The sequence below is a fragment of the Terriglobales bacterium genome (assembly GCA_035561515.1).
Taxonomy (GTDB): domain Bacteria; phylum Acidobacteriota; class Terriglobia; order Terriglobales; family Acidobacteriaceae; genus DATMXP01.
This window is the reverse complement of sequence record DATMXP010000053.1, coordinates 66,369-84,298: the sequence shown is the minus strand read 5'-3', so window position 1 is coordinate 84,298 and position 17,930 is coordinate 66,369. Positions and strand designations below refer to the sequence as shown.

At 53.5% G+C, this 17,930-nt stretch carries 13 protein-coding genes; 10 read left to right on the top strand and 3 right to left on the bottom strand.

Features of this window, described 5'->3' with window-relative positions; genetic code table 11:
* Positions 1-27 precede the first annotated feature (27 nt).
* The 8 genes from VN577_23080 (at position 28) to VN577_23045 (ending at position 11,757) form a co-directional block, all read left to right on the top strand.
* Positions 28-972: a DMT family transporter gene (locus VN577_23080; GenBank protein ID HWR17732.1), complete on the top strand. Its 945-nt coding sequence runs from the start codon at positions 28-30 to the stop codon at positions 970-972.
* 36 nt (positions 973-1,008) lie between these two features.
* Complete coding sequence (ggt, locus tag VN577_23075) at positions 1,009-2,691, top strand: gamma-glutamyltransferase (GenBank protein HWR17731.1); 1,683 nt, start codon at positions 1,009-1,011, stop codon at positions 2,689-2,691.
* A gap of 45 nt (positions 2,692-2,736) precedes the next feature.
* Positions 2,737-2,988, top strand: coding sequence for a hypothetical protein (locus VN577_23070; GenBank protein ID HWR17730.1), 252 nt, complete (start codon positions 2,737-2,739; stop codon positions 2,986-2,988).
* A complete protein-coding gene (vapB, locus tag VN577_23065; GenBank protein ID HWR17729.1) occupies positions 2,981-3,184 on the top strand; it encodes a type II toxin-antitoxin system VapB family antitoxin in 204 nt (67 codons plus the stop codon). The genes VN577_23070 and vapB overlap by 8 nt, the downstream gene beginning before the upstream one ends.
* Positions 3,184-3,594 (top strand): PIN domain-containing protein, encoded by a 411-nt coding sequence (locus VN577_23060; GenBank protein ID HWR17728.1) that lies wholly within the window; start codon positions 3,184-3,186, stop codon positions 3,592-3,594. Before vapB ends, VN577_23060 begins: the two co-directional genes overlap by 1 nt.
* A 638-nt stretch (positions 3,595-4,232) precedes the next feature.
* The gene (locus VN577_23055; protein ID HWR17727.1) at positions 4,233-6,143 is read left to right on the top strand and encodes an AAA family ATPase; all 1,911 of its coding nucleotides are present in this window, start codon (positions 4,233-4,235) and stop codon (positions 6,141-6,143) included.
* Positions 6,140-7,903 carry a UvrD-helicase domain-containing protein gene (locus tag VN577_23050; protein HWR17726.1) on the top strand — a complete coding sequence of 588 codons (1,764 nt, stop codon included), beginning with the start codon at positions 6,140-6,142 and terminating at the stop codon, positions 7,901-7,903. Before VN577_23055 ends, VN577_23050 begins: the two co-directional genes overlap by 4 nt.
* 125 nt (positions 7,904-8,028) lie before the next feature.
* Entirely contained in the window at positions 8,029-11,757 is a 3,729-nt protein-coding gene (locus tag VN577_23045) for a hypothetical protein (protein ID HWR17725.1), read from the top strand.
* Positions 11,758-11,965: 208 nt separating this feature from the next.
* On the opposite strand, the gene VN577_23040 is transcribed toward VN577_23045, so the two are convergent.
* The 3 genes from VN577_23040 to VN577_23030 are packed head-to-tail and all read right to left on the bottom strand — an operon-like array spanning position 11,966 to position 14,943.
* The gene (locus VN577_23040) at positions 11,966-13,027 is read right to left on the bottom strand and encodes a hypothetical protein (protein HWR17724.1); all 1,062 of its coding nucleotides are present in this window, start codon (positions 13,025-13,027) and stop codon (positions 11,966-11,968) included.
* 45 nt (positions 13,028-13,072) lie between these two features.
* Positions 13,073-13,783: a hypothetical protein gene (locus tag VN577_23035; GenBank protein ID HWR17723.1), complete on the bottom strand. Its 711-nt coding sequence runs from the start codon at positions 13,781-13,783 to the stop codon at positions 13,073-13,075.
* 53 nt (positions 13,784-13,836) lie between these two features.
* Positions 13,837-14,943: a hypothetical protein gene (locus VN577_23030; GenBank protein HWR17722.1), complete on the bottom strand. Its 1,107-nt coding sequence runs from the start codon at positions 14,941-14,943 to the stop codon at positions 13,837-13,839.
* 366 nt (positions 14,944-15,309) lie between these two features.
* Between VN577_23030 and VN577_23025 the strand changes: the two genes are divergently transcribed.
* Complete coding sequence (locus VN577_23025) at positions 15,310-16,617, top strand: site-specific integrase (GenBank protein HWR17721.1); 1,308 nt, start codon at positions 15,310-15,312, stop codon at positions 16,615-16,617.
* A 54-nt stretch (positions 16,618-16,671) separates the two neighbouring features.
* On the top strand, positions 16,672-17,811 hold the full coding sequence (locus VN577_23020) for a tyrosine-type recombinase/integrase (protein HWR17720.1): 1,140 nt from the start codon (positions 16,672-16,674) through the stop codon (positions 17,809-17,811).
* The last annotated feature ends 119 nt before the right edge of the window (positions 17,812-17,930 follow it).

Below are 17,930 nucleotides of genomic sequence, written 5' to 3'. Positions count from 1 at the left end.
ATCGATTATCGACCGTAGAGGGAATGAATGAACCGCCGACATGGTTCCGGAATCAACTTTGCCGCTCTCATCGTCGTCAACCTGCTGTGGGCGACCCAATACCCTGCTTACAAGATTGGGGGGGACGCCATGGAACCGGCTGCTCTCAATTTCTGGATGCTGTTGCTCGCGTTGATTCCTCTGATCCCTCTTCGATTGCGAGAGAAGCGCCGCATGCAACGCTCGAATTCCAAAAGAGGTTGGCGGACTCTCTACGAATATCTAATCCTCGGAATTCTCGGCATTGTGCCCCCATCGGTGATGCTTTCTTGGGGCATCTCGCATTCATCCGCTTCCAATGCCGCTCTCCTGTCGCTTACCATTCCAGTCCTGATGACGGTTCTCGGCGTTCTTATGCTCGGTGAGCGCTTCACTACTCTGCGGATTTTTAGCCTCGTGCTCGGACTGCTCGGCACCTTGATGATCTCCACCAGCGACTTGGCGGAAGCCTCGTTCAGTCGCAATCTGCTGTTCGGAAACTTCGTCATCTTGATTGCCGGGTTAGGTAGCGCCTTTTACAACACATACAGCAAGAGTTTGCTTGCCCGCTATTCCGAACTCGAAGTTCTGATCAACAGTTATGTCGTGGGAGCCGTAGCGTGCGCCATAATCTCCGGCTTCTTTGAAAAATCGCCGTTCTACAAAATCGATGGCTACTCCTCCCGGACTTGGGTCGCAATTGCCGTACTTGGACTTCTGTCGTGGGGAGTAGCGATGGTCCTGTGGATGTGGGTTCTCAACCGCCTCGACGTCGGACAAGTATCCACTTCCATCTACTTGTTGCCGCTGTTTGGGCTCGTACTCTCTATCATCTCCGTTCACGATCGCATCACGCCTTCGCAAATCTTGGGAGGCCTTTTGACGGTCGCCGGCACCGCGACACTCACGCTGTTTGAGAAAAATCGTGATCAGCCAAGCGGCGAATCGGCATAAACTCAGTACCCTAACGCGACACTAAGGAAAGTGCTGATGCTTCCCCGTCCACAATTGGCTCTGCTCATCCTGTTGTTCGTGACGTTCGCAGGTCCCCTCTCCTTCGCGCAGGGCCGAAACACCGCGCGCTCCATGGTCATTACTCCGAACGGCATCGTAGCCACCAGTCAAATTCAAGCTTCGCAAGCGGGTGCGGAGATACTCCGCCGTGGTGGCTCGGCAATCGACGCGGCCATTGCCGCCAACGCCGTGCTTGGAGTAATCGAGCCTATGATGAACGGCATCGGTGGCGACCTATTCGCGCTTTATTGGGATGCCAAGTCGGGCAAGCTATACGGTCTTAACTCCAGCGGTTGGGCTCCACGACAACTCACGCTTGAACGTTTGCGATCCAAAGGGAAAGCTACTCCGCCTCTCTCCGGAATCGATTCCGTCACCGTTCCCGGAGCAGTTGCCGGATGGAAGGCGCTCCACAACCGCTTTGGAGTCTTGCAGTGGAAGGACTTGCTTCAACCCGCGATTTTTTACTCCGAATCAGGTTTTCCTGTTCCAGAAATTGCGCACGCGTACTGGAACGAATACCGAGAGACAGTTTATAAAGATGACGAAAGTCGGCGCGTCTATCTGCCGAATGGGAAGGTGCCGGACGTTGGAGACCTATTCAGAAATCCCGATCTGGCCGCGACTCTTCGTGTACTTGCCCGTGAAGGCGCCGAAGCCTTCTATAAGGGCCCCATCGCCAATGCAATTCTAAGCACTTCTCGAACTCTGAATGGATCAATGGCGGCTGACGATCTCGCGTCTTTTGAGCCCGAATGGGTGGAACCCATCTCTACTTCGTATCGAGGCTGGCACATTTACGAACTTCCTCCAAACGGCCAAGGTATGGCGGCTCTGGAAATGCTAAACATCCTGGAGACGCTCCCTGCCTCGCTGGACGGTCCCTCAGATCCGGTTGAGCTGCATCAGCGAATCGAGTCAATGAAGCTCGCTTATGCCGACCTGTACCGCTACAATGCCGATCCGCGATTTGCAAAGGTTCCAGTCGCAGGATTGACTTCGAAGGACTTTGCCAAAAAGCGAGCGCAGTTGATTGACTCAAGCCGTGCGAATTGCAGCGTTCCTTACGGCGAGCCGTTCAGCGACACGACCTATCTGTCTGTCGTCGATCGCAACGGTAATATCGTTTCGATGATTCAGAGCAACTATGACGCCTTTGGTTCTGGGATCACCGTGCGCGGCATGGGCTTCGTACTTCAGGACAGAGGTGCCTTATTCTCTCTCGACCCTTCTTCTCCCAATGTACTGGCTCCACGTAAGAGACCGTTTCACACCATCATTCCTGCCTTCATGGAGAAAGGCGACGAGCACATCGGATTTGGAATTATGGGCGGAGCCAACCAGCCCTTGGCGCATGTACAATTCGTCTCCAACATCGTCGACTACCACATGAATATCCAGCAAGCATTGGAGGAACCTCGGTTCACCGTCCATCCCAATCAAGGCTGTAATATCCGTGTCGAATCCCGTATACCCGGCAAAACCCAGAACGAACTATCAGCAATGGGCCACATACTAGATGTTCGTGAGGCTTACTCAACCCTGATGGGCCGTGGAAATGCAGTGCTTCGCAACTCAAAATCCAAGGTTAATTATGGAGCCTCGGACGCCAGGGCTGATGGAATCGCAGAGCCGGAACTTATCCGGAGCCTCCATTAAGTAGGCAACCGCTAGTCTCTGGCAAACTGAAGTGCAGAGCAACGGTTGACCTTCGTCACTTATGACCGCGGGACGATTCCTCCCTTGCTAAAGGTCTGGGCAGAAGAAGAGCGTTCCCATGGCGGTGTGCTCTTTGTCGATGAAAAGACCATCTCGCCGACAGATATTGGGGGACTCGTCCGGGCGCTGATTTCGCTCGCTGCCGAGGGATTTCTTACCGGTTTGGCATATACCAGTGTATATGGCAAGACCAAAGGAGCCGTCCATGCAACGCAAAGCGAAGATTTTCATGAATAACCGGAGTCAAGCGGTCCGTCTCCCCAAAGAGTTTCAGTTCCGGACACACGAGGTATTCATTCGTAAAGAGGGGAGCGAGGTCGTGTTGTCCCCACGGCCGTTTGACTGGACTTCCTACCTTGCCGAGGCGCCCGTAGCTTCGGCGACTTTCATGGAAGAGATGGAAGATCTGCCGGTGCAGGAGCGGGAAGCGTAATGCGACGCTACATGCTGGACACCGATATCTGTTCTTATGTGATGAAACGCTCCGATGACGCACTTCTCAAACACCTCGAAAAGCTGCCGGTCAGCGATGTGTGCGTCTCGGTAGTCACGAAGTCAGAATTGCTCTATGGTGTCGAAGTATCTCCGCGGCGGAAGCAGGACGAGGCAGCACTGCATGCTTTCCTGAGTTATGTTGAGGTTCTCGATTTCGCCGACCCGTCAGCTGCGCATTATGCCGAGATCCGATCTCACTGGAAAAAATTGGGAACTATGATCGGAGCCAATGATCTCTTCATCGCAGCCCATGCGCGAAGCCTGGGCTTGACGCTGGTGACTCACCATACGGGGGAATTGGGGCGGGCCCCTAAATTGGCGATCGAAGACTGGACGAAAGTTCCCTGAAATGGTTCCTGGAGCGATGTTTCTGCGTGGGTGCGAATGATGGGCCCGATCCGGAAAAATGGTGGGCGATCGAAAGGAATCGTTCCGGCGGACTGCCGGTCAGCCGGAAACTATCCTTATTATTAGGGTTCAGGGCAGGGTAGTGTGCCAGTTGTGGGCCGCGCAAGGTGAACTCTTCGTTGAGCTGCTCCTAAATGGGACGATAAAGACGCTCAACAAAAATGTTAACTCTGGATCAGCATATCGGGGTTCGAATCCCTGGGAGGCAGCCAAATTAGAATCAACAACTTGCCGCAGAAACAAGCCCGCACGGAAGCAAACGCAAACGGTATCAAGAAAGCGCATAAATCGCACTTTGTATCAGGGCGTGCGGCACACTTATGGCACACCTGCAACACACACCACACACGAAAACCCGCATTTCCTGTCGAGCGAGTGATCTAGGCAAAAATTGATTTAGGCTAGTGCATGTACCCCTCCACCACGAGCACAGCCCCCATTTCATGCTGATCCCGACACATTGCTTCAAGGCGACTCGGCACTTCCCCCCCTTTTTTGTCCAACTTGCGGGTGATCACCGCGAAATCCCTTCATAGCGGAGTACGATACCTGCCGACACTTCCTCGAAGGAGTTTCTGTTGAAAGTCGTTCAACTCAAGATCGAGAACTTCAGAGGGATCCAGTCGGCGGACCTTAGATTTGATGGCCACGCTCTCCTTCTGGGACCCAACAACGTCGGGAAGAGCACAATATGCGAAGCACTAGATCTTGTCCTCGGGCCTGATCGTTTGAACAAGTTCCCGCCAGTCGAAGAATTCGATTTTTATAACGGCAAATATCTCCAACCGGCGGCTACACCCGAAGACAAACCGCTGCCGATCCCAATTCGCGTGCAGGTGCTTCTCATCGACTTGAGTGCTGAGGTGTTGAAGAGATGCAGCGGGCATCTGGAGTTCTGGCATTCCGCGGAGAAACGGCTGTTGGCACAAGGTGAGGTGGCGGCGGCAACTCCCGGGACCTCAGTGCCTTGTCTGAGACTCGAGACCGTAGCTCAGTACGATCCGGAGGAGGATGAATTCACGGCAGAGACCGTGTACGTGCATAGTCCAAATAATGCAGAGGATGGCAAAGATCCGGTCCGACGGGAGATCAAACGGCTTTTTGGTTTCCTGTACCTGCGCGCATTGCGCACAGGTTCGCGTGCGCTAAGTCTTGAGCGCGGATCTTTGTTAGATCTGCTGTTGCGCTTGCAGAAAATCCGGACGGGTCTCTGGGAGCAAGCCATCAAGCGGCTTCGCGCGCTCGACATCGAAAAAGACGCCGCCGAGCTGGAACCTGTGTTGAAATCAATCGAGGAACGGCTTGCGAGCTACGTTCCGGCCAGTAAGCCGGGGCGTAAGACCAAGCTATACGTCACCCAGCTCACGCGTGAACATCTGCGCAAGACGATGTCTTTCTTCCTCGGGATGCGAGATGACCAAGAAGAAGTTCCATTTCAGCAAGCCGGGACCGGAACCCTCAATACTCTAGTGCTGGCGCTGCTTTCGTTCATCGCGGAACTCAAACCGGAGTCGGTTATCTTCGCGATGGAGGAACCCGAGATCGCTGTCCAGCCCCACACACAGCGTCGAATTGCAGAGTACCTCTTGCTCCATACCAAGCAGGCATTCGTCACGTCCCATTCCCCTTACGTCATCGAGCGGTTCACTCCGGAGAATACATTTTTGCTCACGCGTGGTACGGGCGGAAGCCTGCAATGTATGTGTGTCGCGGATGCAACAGGACTAAAGGAGAATGACTACAAGCGATATGCTCGCCGTGGCCTCGCCGAGTGCATGCTTGGCAAAGGCGTCGTTCTCGTCGAAGGAACAACAGAATCCCATGCATTACCTGTGTTAGCGCGCTGCATCGAGGCGAATGATCCAACACTGAACCCACTCGATCTTGCTGGCGTGACGGTATTTGACGCGGAGAGTGACGGGACAATACCGAAGTTCGCGAGATTTTTTCAGGCACTCGGCTTGAAAACATTCGGCTTCTACGATTTCAAACAGAGGACGCCAGATGAGAAAAAGAAATTCGCAGATGTGTTAGACATCAACGTGGAACACGCATACAAAGGTTTCGAACAGCTACTCGCCCAGGAGATCGCTGTCAGCCGATTGCGTTTGTTTGTAGACGCCCTCGTAGCCGCTGGGGTGGATTTGGGCCATTACGGTATTCCCGCGACGCTTCCAACCGACGACAACGCGATGAAGAAACTTGTTCAGCAGCTTCTCTCGTCAACCAAAGGCGCAGGATGGGCGGCTCTTCTAATTGAAGAGTGTCAGCTCAATGAGTTGCCACAGACGGCTGTCGCATTCTTGAAGTCCATCTATACGTTTTTCCCGATTCCTACGATCACCGCGGCAACCCCTCCTACCAGCTCCGCGAATGCTGCTCCACAATCGGCCGCGTCGCCGTCCTCACAACCGGATGTTCCGGCTGCTGCCGCGGACGGCGATTCTTCACATTCCACTTCATCTGTTGATGTGAATGGAAAAGCGTGAATATTTGTCCAGAGCGGAAGAAGCTGCTTGACTGTAACGGGCATGCGGTTGTTACCGGTGGCCCGGGCAGCGGCAAAACGACTATTGCTCTCAAAAAGGCGCTAGTTCGGATCGATGCAGGTCTTGACCCGGGTCAGTCCGTTCTGTTCTTAAGCTTTTCTCGAACAGCGGTTGCGCGCATTTTGCAGGTGGCACGCCTGGAGCTTTCTCGTCGAGAGCATCGAACTCGCCTCAATGTCCAGACGTTTCATTCTTTTTTCTGGGACTTGCTGAGGACTCACGCTTATCTTTTGGGCGCACCGTCGCCAATCAAGATCCTTATGCCCCAGGATGAGCGAGTGCGAAACGGTGGTACCAAGAGCGATCCTGATAACGCTCAGTGGAATGCCTGGCTCGCCGAGCGGGAAACGCTTTTTCTAAACGAAGGGCTAATTGCTTTTGATCTCTTTGCCCCAAAGGCAGCGGAATTGTTTGCGCGCAGCGCCTGGATAACGCGGCTGGTGGGCGAACGGTTCCCCCTTGTAATCGTCGACGAGGCTCAAGATACAGGACCCGATGCATGGCGATGCATTGAGATGCTTTCGCCCTTGACTCAGGTCATCTGTCTTGCCGATCTCGAACAACAGATATTCGACCACCTGCCGGGTATTGGGCCCGAGCGGATGGATGCGATCAAGGCTACGCTAAAACCTCTGGAGGTAAAGCTAGGATCGCAAAACATGCGAAGCCCGAGGTCTCAGATTGCTGAATTTGGGCAAGACATCATGGCTGGCCGCATCCGCCCTGGCGGATATAAAGGGGTGTCGAATCTTTCGTTCAATCGTGGAACAGACCTTGGAGCAACGCTTCGAAAAGCTTTAGGGTGCTTACACCGACTGATTCGAGCGGAAACGAAGGATTGGGCGAAGACGATAGCGATCCTTGTGCCAACTGCGGCGGAGGCTGCCAAGGTCTCTGCCGCCTTAAATGCTGGCAAGAAACCAGTTCCTCACAAACTGTTGTTCGATGAGGATGAGGCTCGGTTGGCTGCGCGTTTCGCTGCTTTCCTGCTCGAGCCCAAGGAAACGATGCCGCTTGAGTCGCAGTTGGCAGAGGCATTGATGTTATTGCACAACCTTAGAAAAGCCTCAGGATCGAAGTCCGATGCCAAACAGCTACTTGACTGGGCAGTAAAATGCCAGGCAGGAAACGTGAGTAAGGCAGGTCTTGTGAAGGTTCTTACGAATCTGTTGAGCACCCTCACGACTAGTTCATTCGTTGGCGATCCATCGCGCGACTGGACATTCGTGAAATCGTGCTTGCGGTCTTCTGGGGAACCGCTGTTTCAGGGCGTTGCAACACATCTCGACTACTTGATTGCGTTTAAACGAGGAAAACATATCGCCGCTGGGCTGAGCGCAGTGTGGGAGATGGTTTCGTCTTACCGGCGAGCGCGAGAGGTACTTGACAACGCGTTGGCACAAGATCTCATTTTGGATGGTGTGGATGATCCCGACGGAATCCAGGTAATGACGATTCATAAATCCAAGGCTAAGCAGTTTGATGGGGTGATCGTTCTTCGAAGAGATAGGCACAATGGCCGCACGCTCGTGTCAAACCTTGTGTGGCGTGACGATAAGCCTCCCTATATGCGCAGTCGAAAGATTCTGATGGTTGCCGTCACTCGCGCGAAGGTGCACACCATGATGGTGCAGCAAGTTTGGCCTGCATGCCCGATAATGAGTCACTACATTCTCGCTTCAGCGTATACATCCCGGTAGCGGCAACGACAATGTCGAGAATCCGTCGAAACGACCCATGCCCCTGCGGGTCGGGCAAGAAGTTCAAAAAGTGCCACGGCTCACCTCTAAACAGCACGCAACCTGAGCGGTTGTTTGGGGACCTCTTGGAAGCAATGCACGAGGAGTCGCTCGCCGTCGAGGAACATGGCTTCAGTCAGATCGGCGGAACCCTTCCGGAACTGGTCAAGGAGTTGGCTTTGTGTGACCGCAAGTCAGCCCTCGCCGCCGTAGCTGGACTCACTCTTCTGCATGAAAATCGCATTCACCTGGTGCGCTTGGAGTGCCTGCTGCACCTTATCGCGATACACAGCAACGGCAAAGATCTTGTCACCGTCGAGCTCCTTGATCGCTGGTTGAATCAACTTCTTGAGCGCTCTGCTTTGCGAAGACGAGAAGATCCTGCCGAGGACATCGCGATTGCAAACATCATGACGGACTCCGGGAATTATCGCGTTTTCACCGGAGACTGGAGCAACCCGGATTACTACCTGCAAGATATGTTGGACGCCTTGAGAAAAGGGCCCGCTAGTTTGGACGTTCTACGCGAGCACTGCCTTGTCGCTCTTAAAGTGTCGGACCTTATTTCCGATCGCATGGGCTATTCGCGGCTAACGGGCAACTCGGAGGCCGAATCCGCTCCCGTCTCGGTGCCAATATCTGATCAAGCTCTTCTCGATCTTAGTCGGCGCGCAATTATCACTTTCGATGAGATGGGAGTTCATGGAATCGACTTCGCCTCGCTTGCGCCGTTCTGCATACCTCTGACGGAGTTCTGTCAGCGCGCACGCGATGCAAATGTAAAAAACGTTCGACAGCAGCCCTTCGTTATCCTCGACGGAGAACTGATAGTCACAAACCCTGCCGCATTGCCAATGAGTATCGTGATGCACATCCTCTCCGAGGTGCGCGATCTTGGCTTGCTCCGTGGTTTGGCAAACAGCCTTCACCGGGTGCAAGGACCACGGACACTGAGGGAATTAACAAGGGGTATCTCAACCGGTGATTTCTTGACTTCACTGCTGCCAGAACAAAAAGAAGTGCTGAGGCCTGGCGTGAGTCAAACTGCATTTCGTTTCGATGAGGATAAGTTCCTGCATATTCTCTTCTTGCACGACGATGTCAACGAAATCGCGCAGAATGGGCCGTCTTCGGTTTGGAGTCCACCGTTCCGTGACATGCTGGACGATTTCGTGATCGCGAGTTGCCATCGCTTCCTGGAAGAGGGACGATGCCGCGGTGGATTGACTCTGGTTGTGATCGGCGGTGTTTGGAGAGGGTGTGCAATAGCACTTCCAACGCGACTGCCACCGCAATGCGCTATTCAAGTATGGTCTTCAGCCGATCTGGATCGACTAATCGTGAATGAACACCGATGGAAGCTGCTCCTCTGGAAGATGTCTATGCAGCGCCGTGCTCTAGAAGAACTCGGAGTTCGAGTGGAAGCTCACAGCGATGCGAATTTGTATTCGATGTGGACGCACCACGATTTTCGTCTCGTACCGCGGGATCAAGGCGACGGTCTTTTCAATCTTATTTCATACGGACCAGAATTCATCTTTGCGTTGCGAAACGAACACCGCTCAGGCATGGACGATCACGTCATCTATCGTCCTGACCGCGCAACATGGGAGCGCGTTCGCAAGGTGCATACGCGGTCCCATTTTCATGAGGACTCTACACGAAGAACCTATGCCGCATTGTGTCCGGTAGAAAAGGGCGTATTGGGAGGTGCCATAGAGACGGCGGATCGTGCATGGTGGGTCGATTGCTCAACCAGTGCCTCCCATCCGGATCGGCGTCGCCTGGTATACGACCTCTGGGAAAGCGCGCTCAATTGGGTCGAGAAGGTCGCGCCCGCATTAGACCGACAAGTGCCCGAATTGGGTGGGCAAAACGTAATTTTTGACTTGGATGTGTCCCAGATTGTGGCTCACGAGAATTGGACACCGGAGGGAGTGCAGGAAATCAAAGCTACGGGTTCTATACCTATGCGCATTGCTGGCCGAATTATTTCGCTGCGTTTGCCGATTGGACTTCTAGCGATGGCATATTCGGCTAAGAACAATGCTGAGCGTCTCCTAGTGAGCGCCTTCGTCGAGAGTGCACTGACTCTGGCGAGGGTGAAAGACTTGGAATCACGGGCCGCTCAGATCCTGGCCTCTTTAGCGCTCTCGGATGATGACCGTTTCATGCATCTCATCCCAGCCCACGACGTACGCGACTACCTCAGAGTATTCGATAACAATCTCCCCGAACTCCTCCACGACGATGAAATCGCGTTCGGCACAATCAACACGGCCCAAGAAGCCGGCCTCAAGGTTCCTTCGAGGATTGACGCGGTGGAATCAGCCAATTCAGCATTGAACAAACTCGTCGATGCTTTGTGGAAGAGAGTTCATTCCCGGCTCGGGGAAATCGATCGCGTCAATTTCATCGTGAAATGCCTTCAAAACCACGAACGGCTGCTTTATGAACATGACCGTTGGCAACGAACCGCACGAGCTCTATTTTCGTTACACAAAGACCGGGTTGATGTTCTCAAGGCGACACAGGCGGTACAGGAAAAACGCGATCGCACTCAAATCGTCGATCGCATCCTCATCGAGATGGCAGTTTGCACTTCACCACTGAAGGACGGTCGGCGGGCAAGCCAAGCTGATATCGACTACCTTGCGACCCAGGTTCTTCTGCTGGTCGCGACGGCCGCCCACTCGGACGCCGTGCGCGCTGGCTGTACCGAACCCTCCATGCGCATCTCCGAATTGGGTGAATTCACATTTGGCGATAACTTCGTGAACGTAATGCGACCCTACATCGCCAGTCACTTCGAGCGCACCCACATTACTGCAATCAAGAACTATGGCGAGCTGTTCTCGCCTCGCTCAGAGGGGACAAAAACGGAAGAAGAAGTTTTCGGGCACGAGTTCGTAGAGAGCTTCACCGAGGAGTTTGGCATCAATCCGAGCAAGCTAAAGGAGCTTGCGGGACTGCTGCAAGAAAGCGCCATTGAACGGCGCTCCTTAGTTGTAGTTGAGGACGCCGATTCCTTCGCGAAGAGACTAACTGGAGCGGGGTTCACGTCGGCCGAAGTTGGGGAGATACGGCACAATTTTCTTCTCAAACCGCGAGAACAGTGGGACTCGGCCCCGAAGCCATTTAGGAATAAGGATTGGCACCCGTGGCGATACCGGCGCCGCCTTTCCCTGATGACCCGACCAATCGTTGAGTTTGGAGATCGCAGGCTCGTCTATGCGCCTGGGTTTTGTGAGGACAGTTTCCGTCACACCATCATGGAAAGTTTTACCGGCGCATTTGAAACGGAATATTTCGATACGACGCGAATGAAGCGATATGCCGGGGCCGCGAATGCGCGCAGAGGAATTGAATTCAATCAGGCGGTAGCAGATCTCTTCTCAGAGCAAGATTGGAATGTTCGACTGGAAGTCGCCATGACGGAACTCGAAGCTGCCGAGAATCAAGCGAAAGGCGACGTCGATGTGCTCGCTTGGAAGAAAGATGTGGTCTGCGTCTGCGAGTGCAAAGAGCTTTTGTTTGCGCGTAACGTGAGCGAAGTCGCTGAGCAACTGAAGCGATTTCGCGGAGCTCCAGGAGATGACTTGGACAAACATCTGCGACGGACCCACTTTATTACGTCGCATCCAGATAAACTACTGCGCATAACCGGTATTCAGAATCCGCGAGTTGTGCCCTTGTTGGTCACGAGCAAGGTCGTCCCAATGCAATTTGTCAGAACTGTTGCCACTCAAGTCGTGTCAGCCGATCAGGTTACGTCCGACTTCCTCGCTAGCTTACTGGGGTCAAGGAGTAAGTGAAACCTGACTGGAGGCTGCTTGTGCAGGGCACGCCATCTAACAGATGGTAGCATCAACGGTTCTCAGGAGTTCAAAATGCTGGAAAGCATGCTGTAAACGCTGCTGAAGAGAGAGCGTTGAGCATCGATACTTCGAATTAATACCACGTCACATCGGCATGAGAGCAATCCACGTTTATGTCCTTTGAAGTAGATTTAGACTAGCGAAATCACTCACGCCACGTCTGGGGGATGCGCTCGGGCTCCCACGAAAACGAACGTCCTGCAATCTCAAAAGCAATGGGTTTCAGGGGCATGACCGGGCGCTGCGCCTTGAACCCTGACCGCGCCCATTCGGTCATCAATTCGTTCGTCACTGCCGAAAAGGCGTCGCCAACTTTCTTGACGATCGGATGTGGCGATTCAAGAGGATGAAAACTAAACAGTATCTCCCAATCAAATCCGTTGGTAAGTACCCAAGCACTAATGCAAATACAGAACCCGATTTCGGCGGGGTACTTTGCCGCATATCTCTCGACCAGTTTTTCAAAGACGGATGGTGGCAGGCTGCCGTATCCAGTATTCAAGAATATAAGACCGCCATTTAGATCCGAGTTGCCGATCCGGTCCATCGTCTTTCTAATCTGGTCGGCAGCCGATCTCACCTGAGACTTAATGGGGCCGCCGATGACATCAAGGTAGATCATCAATTCTTTGTCCTTCAGATCACCTGCGCGAATGTCAACATGACTGCCCCAATTCTCTGCAGAAAAGAGCTGAGCCAACTTCTCCTGCCGAGTCGTTTTTTCGAGCCCCTCTTCCCGAAGGTCCTTCAATTCAAGAATCCAGTTATCAAGTCTGTAGTCGGCGTTACGAGAATCTATCCCGCATTCTGCACAGGTAAGTCGCCGTCCTCCAGATGACTCAATAATTTGATCGACAAAAGCTTCTCCCAATTCGGGCGAAAGTATTCTTCTCAGCTTTTTCCCACCGGGAGCAAATGTCTCGGGAAAAAACGTACACGAGATTCCTTTTTCCTCGGCAACTCGATACGCAGCGAGGACATCTCCGCCCTCTTCAACGACACGACGCGCCGATAACGGGTCGTGCAAGATCAGACGAATTGGCTGCCACTCTTGAAAACGAAGAAGCTCACTAGCTCCGTGGATGCCATCTCTTTGCTCCGCCGCCCTTACAAAAATCACGGCAATTGCCGTTTCCCACTCAAATAGATCTCGGTGGTCTTTAGTCGGTTTAACGTAATAGACCAAACGCTGTATGAGTACGCCCATGAGGCTGAACCCTTCGATTGGGATTTTTAGGTGCGACAATCTCGCTTAGGGAGCGCCGTTTCCATCAAGAGGTTTATAGAGCTGATTGATGATCTCACACACAATCTGAATAGTATGAAGTGCGAGATTGTGGAGATTCGTGCTGCCGTGTGCATAGTCGTTGCGAATAAACGGGAGTGTGTCAACCAGCACGCCGGCATAGTCCCACTCCAGATCGGCCGGCGTCACTTGTATGTTGGAATCGTCCCACGAGATTTCCGTCAGGTTCTTCTCTGACATCTCTCGGATCTTCTCCATCTCAACGCGCGCCCGCGCGTTGATCTGTCCTCGATTGCGCCACGTCGCAAAACCTTCATTTCTGACAATTCCCTGGGCTACCGCATATTTCAAGAGCGCCCGTAGCATAGGCCTTTTGCCACGACTATTGACCCTACCGGTCTGGATGTCGTCTTTTAGCCGGTCCCGCAAAGCCAATTCCAAACACGCAAGACTCTGATGCTCCGCGACGGGGTAAAAGCGATACACAAACCACGCATATAGGTAAACATTGCGAGCGGTTTCAAACTGTACCGCAATATCCTGCGGAACGCCCGCATGCAGCGATACCCCCGCTATGTCGCTGTGGTGATCACTCATCTCCGCCGCGCGGATCGTGCCAGCAGCTCGGTCAATACGGACCCACATCTTGCTGCGCGGATCCGGTTCGCAAACGAACTCGTGGGGTCTTAAGCGTTCCGGATCGAAATCGTGGTGCATAGCGGTATCTCCGTTGTTTATAGCAACTTGCGCGGCCTCGCCATGGGTCTTGCCTAAACAATTTGCGACACCACGGATTTGGAAAGCCCCTCGCTGAAAAAGGTCTTGCCGACCTCAATGCTTCGTCCAAAAAAGCGCCTGTAGTTCAGTCTCGCTTTGTCTACAGCTTCCGGGCTGCCGCCAGTGACGGCGAAGATGGTGGGGCGTGTCCGTTTCGAAAGTTCAACACGCTTCAACAATTGCTTGAACTCGTAATCCGCTCCCGGAAGCGAATAGCCCACAAACACCCACCTGGAACATTGCCGTAATGCCGCCTCTGCCCGGAACCACGAAATCTGAAACATCCGGAAATCAAGCGCCTTGCGATAGCTGAATGTGGCTATTCGGGTCCCCAGCACCACGCCCGAGCACCTTGCACATTCCCACCGCGGCTTCGCTGCCGTATCCGGGCGAATCTCCCGCCACTCTTCCTTGCTCAAAATCTGATCCGCAATATGTGTGACTTCCGATGGATGGAACCAAAACACACGCCGGCAGCAATCGCAATAGAGCCAATTGATTGATCCGTGCATTTTAGTGATCTTGAACAATGGGTCCCCAGATTCCTTCTCTGATTCGATTACTTGCCCTGAGTCAGGAAAGGATGCGGCGTTAATTCCGTGCCCATACGAAATTCCGCAACTCTTCTTGCGATCGAGGCAAACCGACTCAAGCGAAACGTCCCAATTCAAACTGATAAACGTCGCGTTCTCTGGATCGACTGACTCTACGAAGTGGAACAAGCGTTTCAGGTCCGGCGTCTGCCGCTTCGCGGCCGATGAATACTTGTGGTGCAGCATTCGCATGATTCGGGCGATCAGAACTCTTCGTACAGTCCGCAATCTCGCTGGTGAATACAACGATCCCAAATGATGTCCAGTGTTCGCTGCCAGATCGATACACGTAAACACATCCTCAAGTTCCGGCCAATATTTCGCATCCGCCTGCTTCGAGTGGTCGAACACGTCATGGATAAATCGATCCAGGAATCCAACCATCGCACGGCTTGGCCCCGAACCGTAGTCGCGAGCTGCGAGCAATTCTTTGGTGAAATCTGATTGCAGAGGCAATCCCGCGTAGTGGGAAAATCCTGCACCCAGAATGTATGCCGTGCGGCTCAAGCTTTTTTCCTTTCGTGTACAACGAAGATAGCTCATACCTACGGCAATGCAACTCCAAAATACGGCGGCGGCACTCCGTGCATCTTTACCCCACTCTCGCCTTCTTTCAAGTGGACGCCGCAGAGATCGCAGCACGCTCGGACGCTCGGGCTGATGCGCCGGTGTCGCGCCAAACGGTAAAACGTGTTTGTCACGCACCGCGCCGCCACTCGCGCCCTGCCACCCTCCCTCGGCTGCCGTTCTGCCCTTCGCACCGCTCCGGCTTGTTTTTTCCCGCTGCCGCTTCAAGTGAAGAAAAAAACAAGCCGGAAACGGCGTAGAACGGAAAAACAATGAAATTAGAAGAAATCAAGAGCCGAACCAAAGATGCAGTCGAGTATCGTTCAGTCGCTCGAATCAGGCCACAGTGAAGTGCTTACCGAATATCTGTCGGGCATGGCACGGTTCCACGATTACAGCTTTGGCAATGTGATGTTGATTGCACGGCAGACTGTACCTGTTTCCGGCGAAAGGAGAAATATGCCTCGTAAAGTTGGTCAGATCATTGCGCGAGGCGAGCGTCATTGGCTCGTTCGCGTTTATCTCGGGCGCGATCGCGAAACGCGCAAGCGCATCTACCACAATCGAACAATCTACGGTTCCTTGCGTCACGCACAGGCGTACTTAACAAAGAGATTGCATGAACGAGGCTTATCCCGTGGCGTCGAAAGTCTTCAGGTCACAGTAGATGAATTCCTGGATCACTGGCTGAAAACGGCCGTCAAACCCAAAGTTCGCGCGAAGACGTATAGCGACTACGCAGCCATACTGCGGCGATACATCCGTCCGGCGCTCGGCGAGAAAATGTTGGCCTCCCTCTCGCCTCTTGAAATCCAGGCCGCATATCAGACCATGATTGACCGGAAGCTCTCGGCCAGGACGGTTCGATATGCACATGCCGTCTTGCGCGCGGCAATGCGACAGGCCGTGCGTTGGCAGTTGCTCCTTACTGATCCGACGCGAGGAGTGGAGATTCCCTCTCAGCGCCAAAGAGAAATGCAAGCGTTGACGACCGAACAAGCTCGGCTATTTCTAAAGACTGCATTGAAATCTCCGCAAGCTTGCCTTTTTGCCGTAGCCCTCACTACCGGAATGCGCCCCAGCGAATACTTTGCTCTCTGCTGGCGGGACATTGACTGGGATCACGGAACCGTCAGTATCGCTCGAGCTCTTCACAGGCACGAAGGCCAATGGAGCTTTGCGGACACGAAGCGGGCCCGGAGTCGCCGAGTCGTTAAGCTGCAAACGTGGGTTATGGATCTCCTCCGGAAAAAGGCCGAGAAATCTCGGCCAGCGTCAGGTTCGGTATTCGCGGATCTGATCTTTACCACCGATCGTGGTGAGCCGATCAACGAGGAGTACCTGGTCAAGAAGTATTTCAAGTCGCTCCTGCGGGAAGCTGGTTTGCCGAACATTCGGCTCTACGATCTCCGCCATACGTGTGCCACACTTGCCCTCACAATAGGCGTGCCTCCAAAAGTAGTGTCCGAGCAACTCGGACACGCGAGTGCGGCGTTCACACTGGATACCTACTCTCACGTGCTTCCGCACATGCAGGCCGAAGCTGCCGCAAAGATGGAAGCGGCCCTTCTAGACGGCCTCTCGCTGCAATCCAGATCCCCCTTCAATTCTTAGAAAGTAACTGGTGCCGATCTTGTGTGCATGCGGCACAGAAAGGAACGTGTCCCCATGTCTCGCAAATTAGGTCAGATCATCGCAGTTCGCGACAATACCCGGATGATTCGCATTCCGATGGGCTCTGATCCGCAAACCAAACAACGCAGTTATTACAACCGTACTGTTCATGGCTCTCTGCGGCAGGCGCAGAAGTTTCTCGGAAAGAAAATCAACGACCTTGGTGCCTACATTGAGCGAGATGGTGCAAAGATTCAGTTGGATCAGTATCTCGATCAATGGCTCAAGACAATCAAGCCGCAAATTTGCAGCAAGACATACGAAAGCTACGAGAGTCTGCTGGCGAAATATATCCGTCCATCGCTTGGGAAAAATCCCATCGTAGGAATCAAGCCCCTGGATGTGCAAGGTGTGTACCAACAGATGTCGGACCGTGGACTGTCGCCGAGGACAGTCCAGGGCGCTCATTGGGTCCTCAATGCCGCCTTCAGACAAGCTTTGCGGTGGGAAATGATCTTGGAAGTGCCAACCAAGGGCCTGAAGCTGCCCCGAATCCGAAGGCGTGAGATGCGCGTGCTCAGCGTCGAGGAGGCCAAGACATTCTTGAAGTTTGCTCTGCCGACGATGTATGGAACCTTATTCGCCGTCGCCATTACGACTGGAATGCGTCCGAGCGAGTACATCGGACTCAAGTGGCAGGACATCGACTGGGAACGCGGAACTGTCAGCATTAAACGGACGTTGCGGAAAGGACCTACGGGCCAGTGGGAATATGGGGAGACGAAACGGGCCGGCAGTAGAAGACTCATCAGATTACAGAATTGGATTCTCGCGAGACTGAAGGAACTACGGCGGTTGCAATCGGCACATCCAGTTGTTGACCCCGAAGAATGGCCGGAGGCAGTGGACCTGATATTTGTTACGGAGTTCGGAAGACCGGTGAATGTGAATAGCCTGGTTTACAAGCACTTCAAACCCATCTTGAAAAAGGCCGGACTGCCGAACATCAGACTCTACGACCTGCGGCATACCGCGGCGACGTTAGCGTTGACGGTTGGCGTTTCACCGAAAGTCGTCTCTGAGCAGCTGGGCCACACGAGCGCAGCGTTTACGCTTGACGTGTATTCCCATGTGTTGCCACACATGCAGGACGATGCAGCAGCGAAAGTCGAGGCCGTGTTGATCGGAAATTAACCGATTACGAATTTGCTGGTAATTCGATCAATGTGCGAGCCGGGTTGACTTCCGCTTGCTGAAGAGCAAGCGAAAAAGCACCCTTAGGGGCCACAAACAAAACCGCAGCCATAGCCCGA

Coding starts and splice junctions, on each gene's coding strand:
- VN577_23080 (HWR17732.1), top strand. CDS start 28: ATGAACCGCCGACATGGTTCCGGAATCAACTTTGCCGCTCTCATCGTC.
- ggt (HWR17731.1), top strand. CDS start 1,009: ATGCTTCCCCGTCCACAATTGGCTCTGCTCATCCTGTTGTTCGTGACG.
- vapB (HWR17729.1), top strand. CDS start 2,981: ATGAATAACCGGAGTCAAGCGGTCCGTCTCCCCAAAGAGTTTCAGTTC.
- VN577_23060 (HWR17728.1), top strand. CDS start 3,184: ATGCGACGCTACATGCTGGACACCGATATCTGTTCTTATGTGATGAAA.
- VN577_23040 (HWR17724.1), bottom strand. CDS start 13,027: ATGGGCGTACTCATACAGCGTTTGGTCTATTACGTTAAACCGACTAAA.
- VN577_23035 (HWR17723.1), bottom strand. CDS start 13,783: ATGCACCACGATTTCGATCCGGAACGCTTAAGACCCCACGAGTTCGTT.
- VN577_23025 (HWR17721.1), top strand. CDS start 15,310: ATGCAGTCGAGTATCGTTCAGTCGCTCGAATCAGGCCACAGTGAAGTG.
- VN577_23020 (HWR17720.1), top strand. CDS start 16,672: ATGTCTCGCAAATTAGGTCAGATCATCGCAGTTCGCGACAATACCCGG.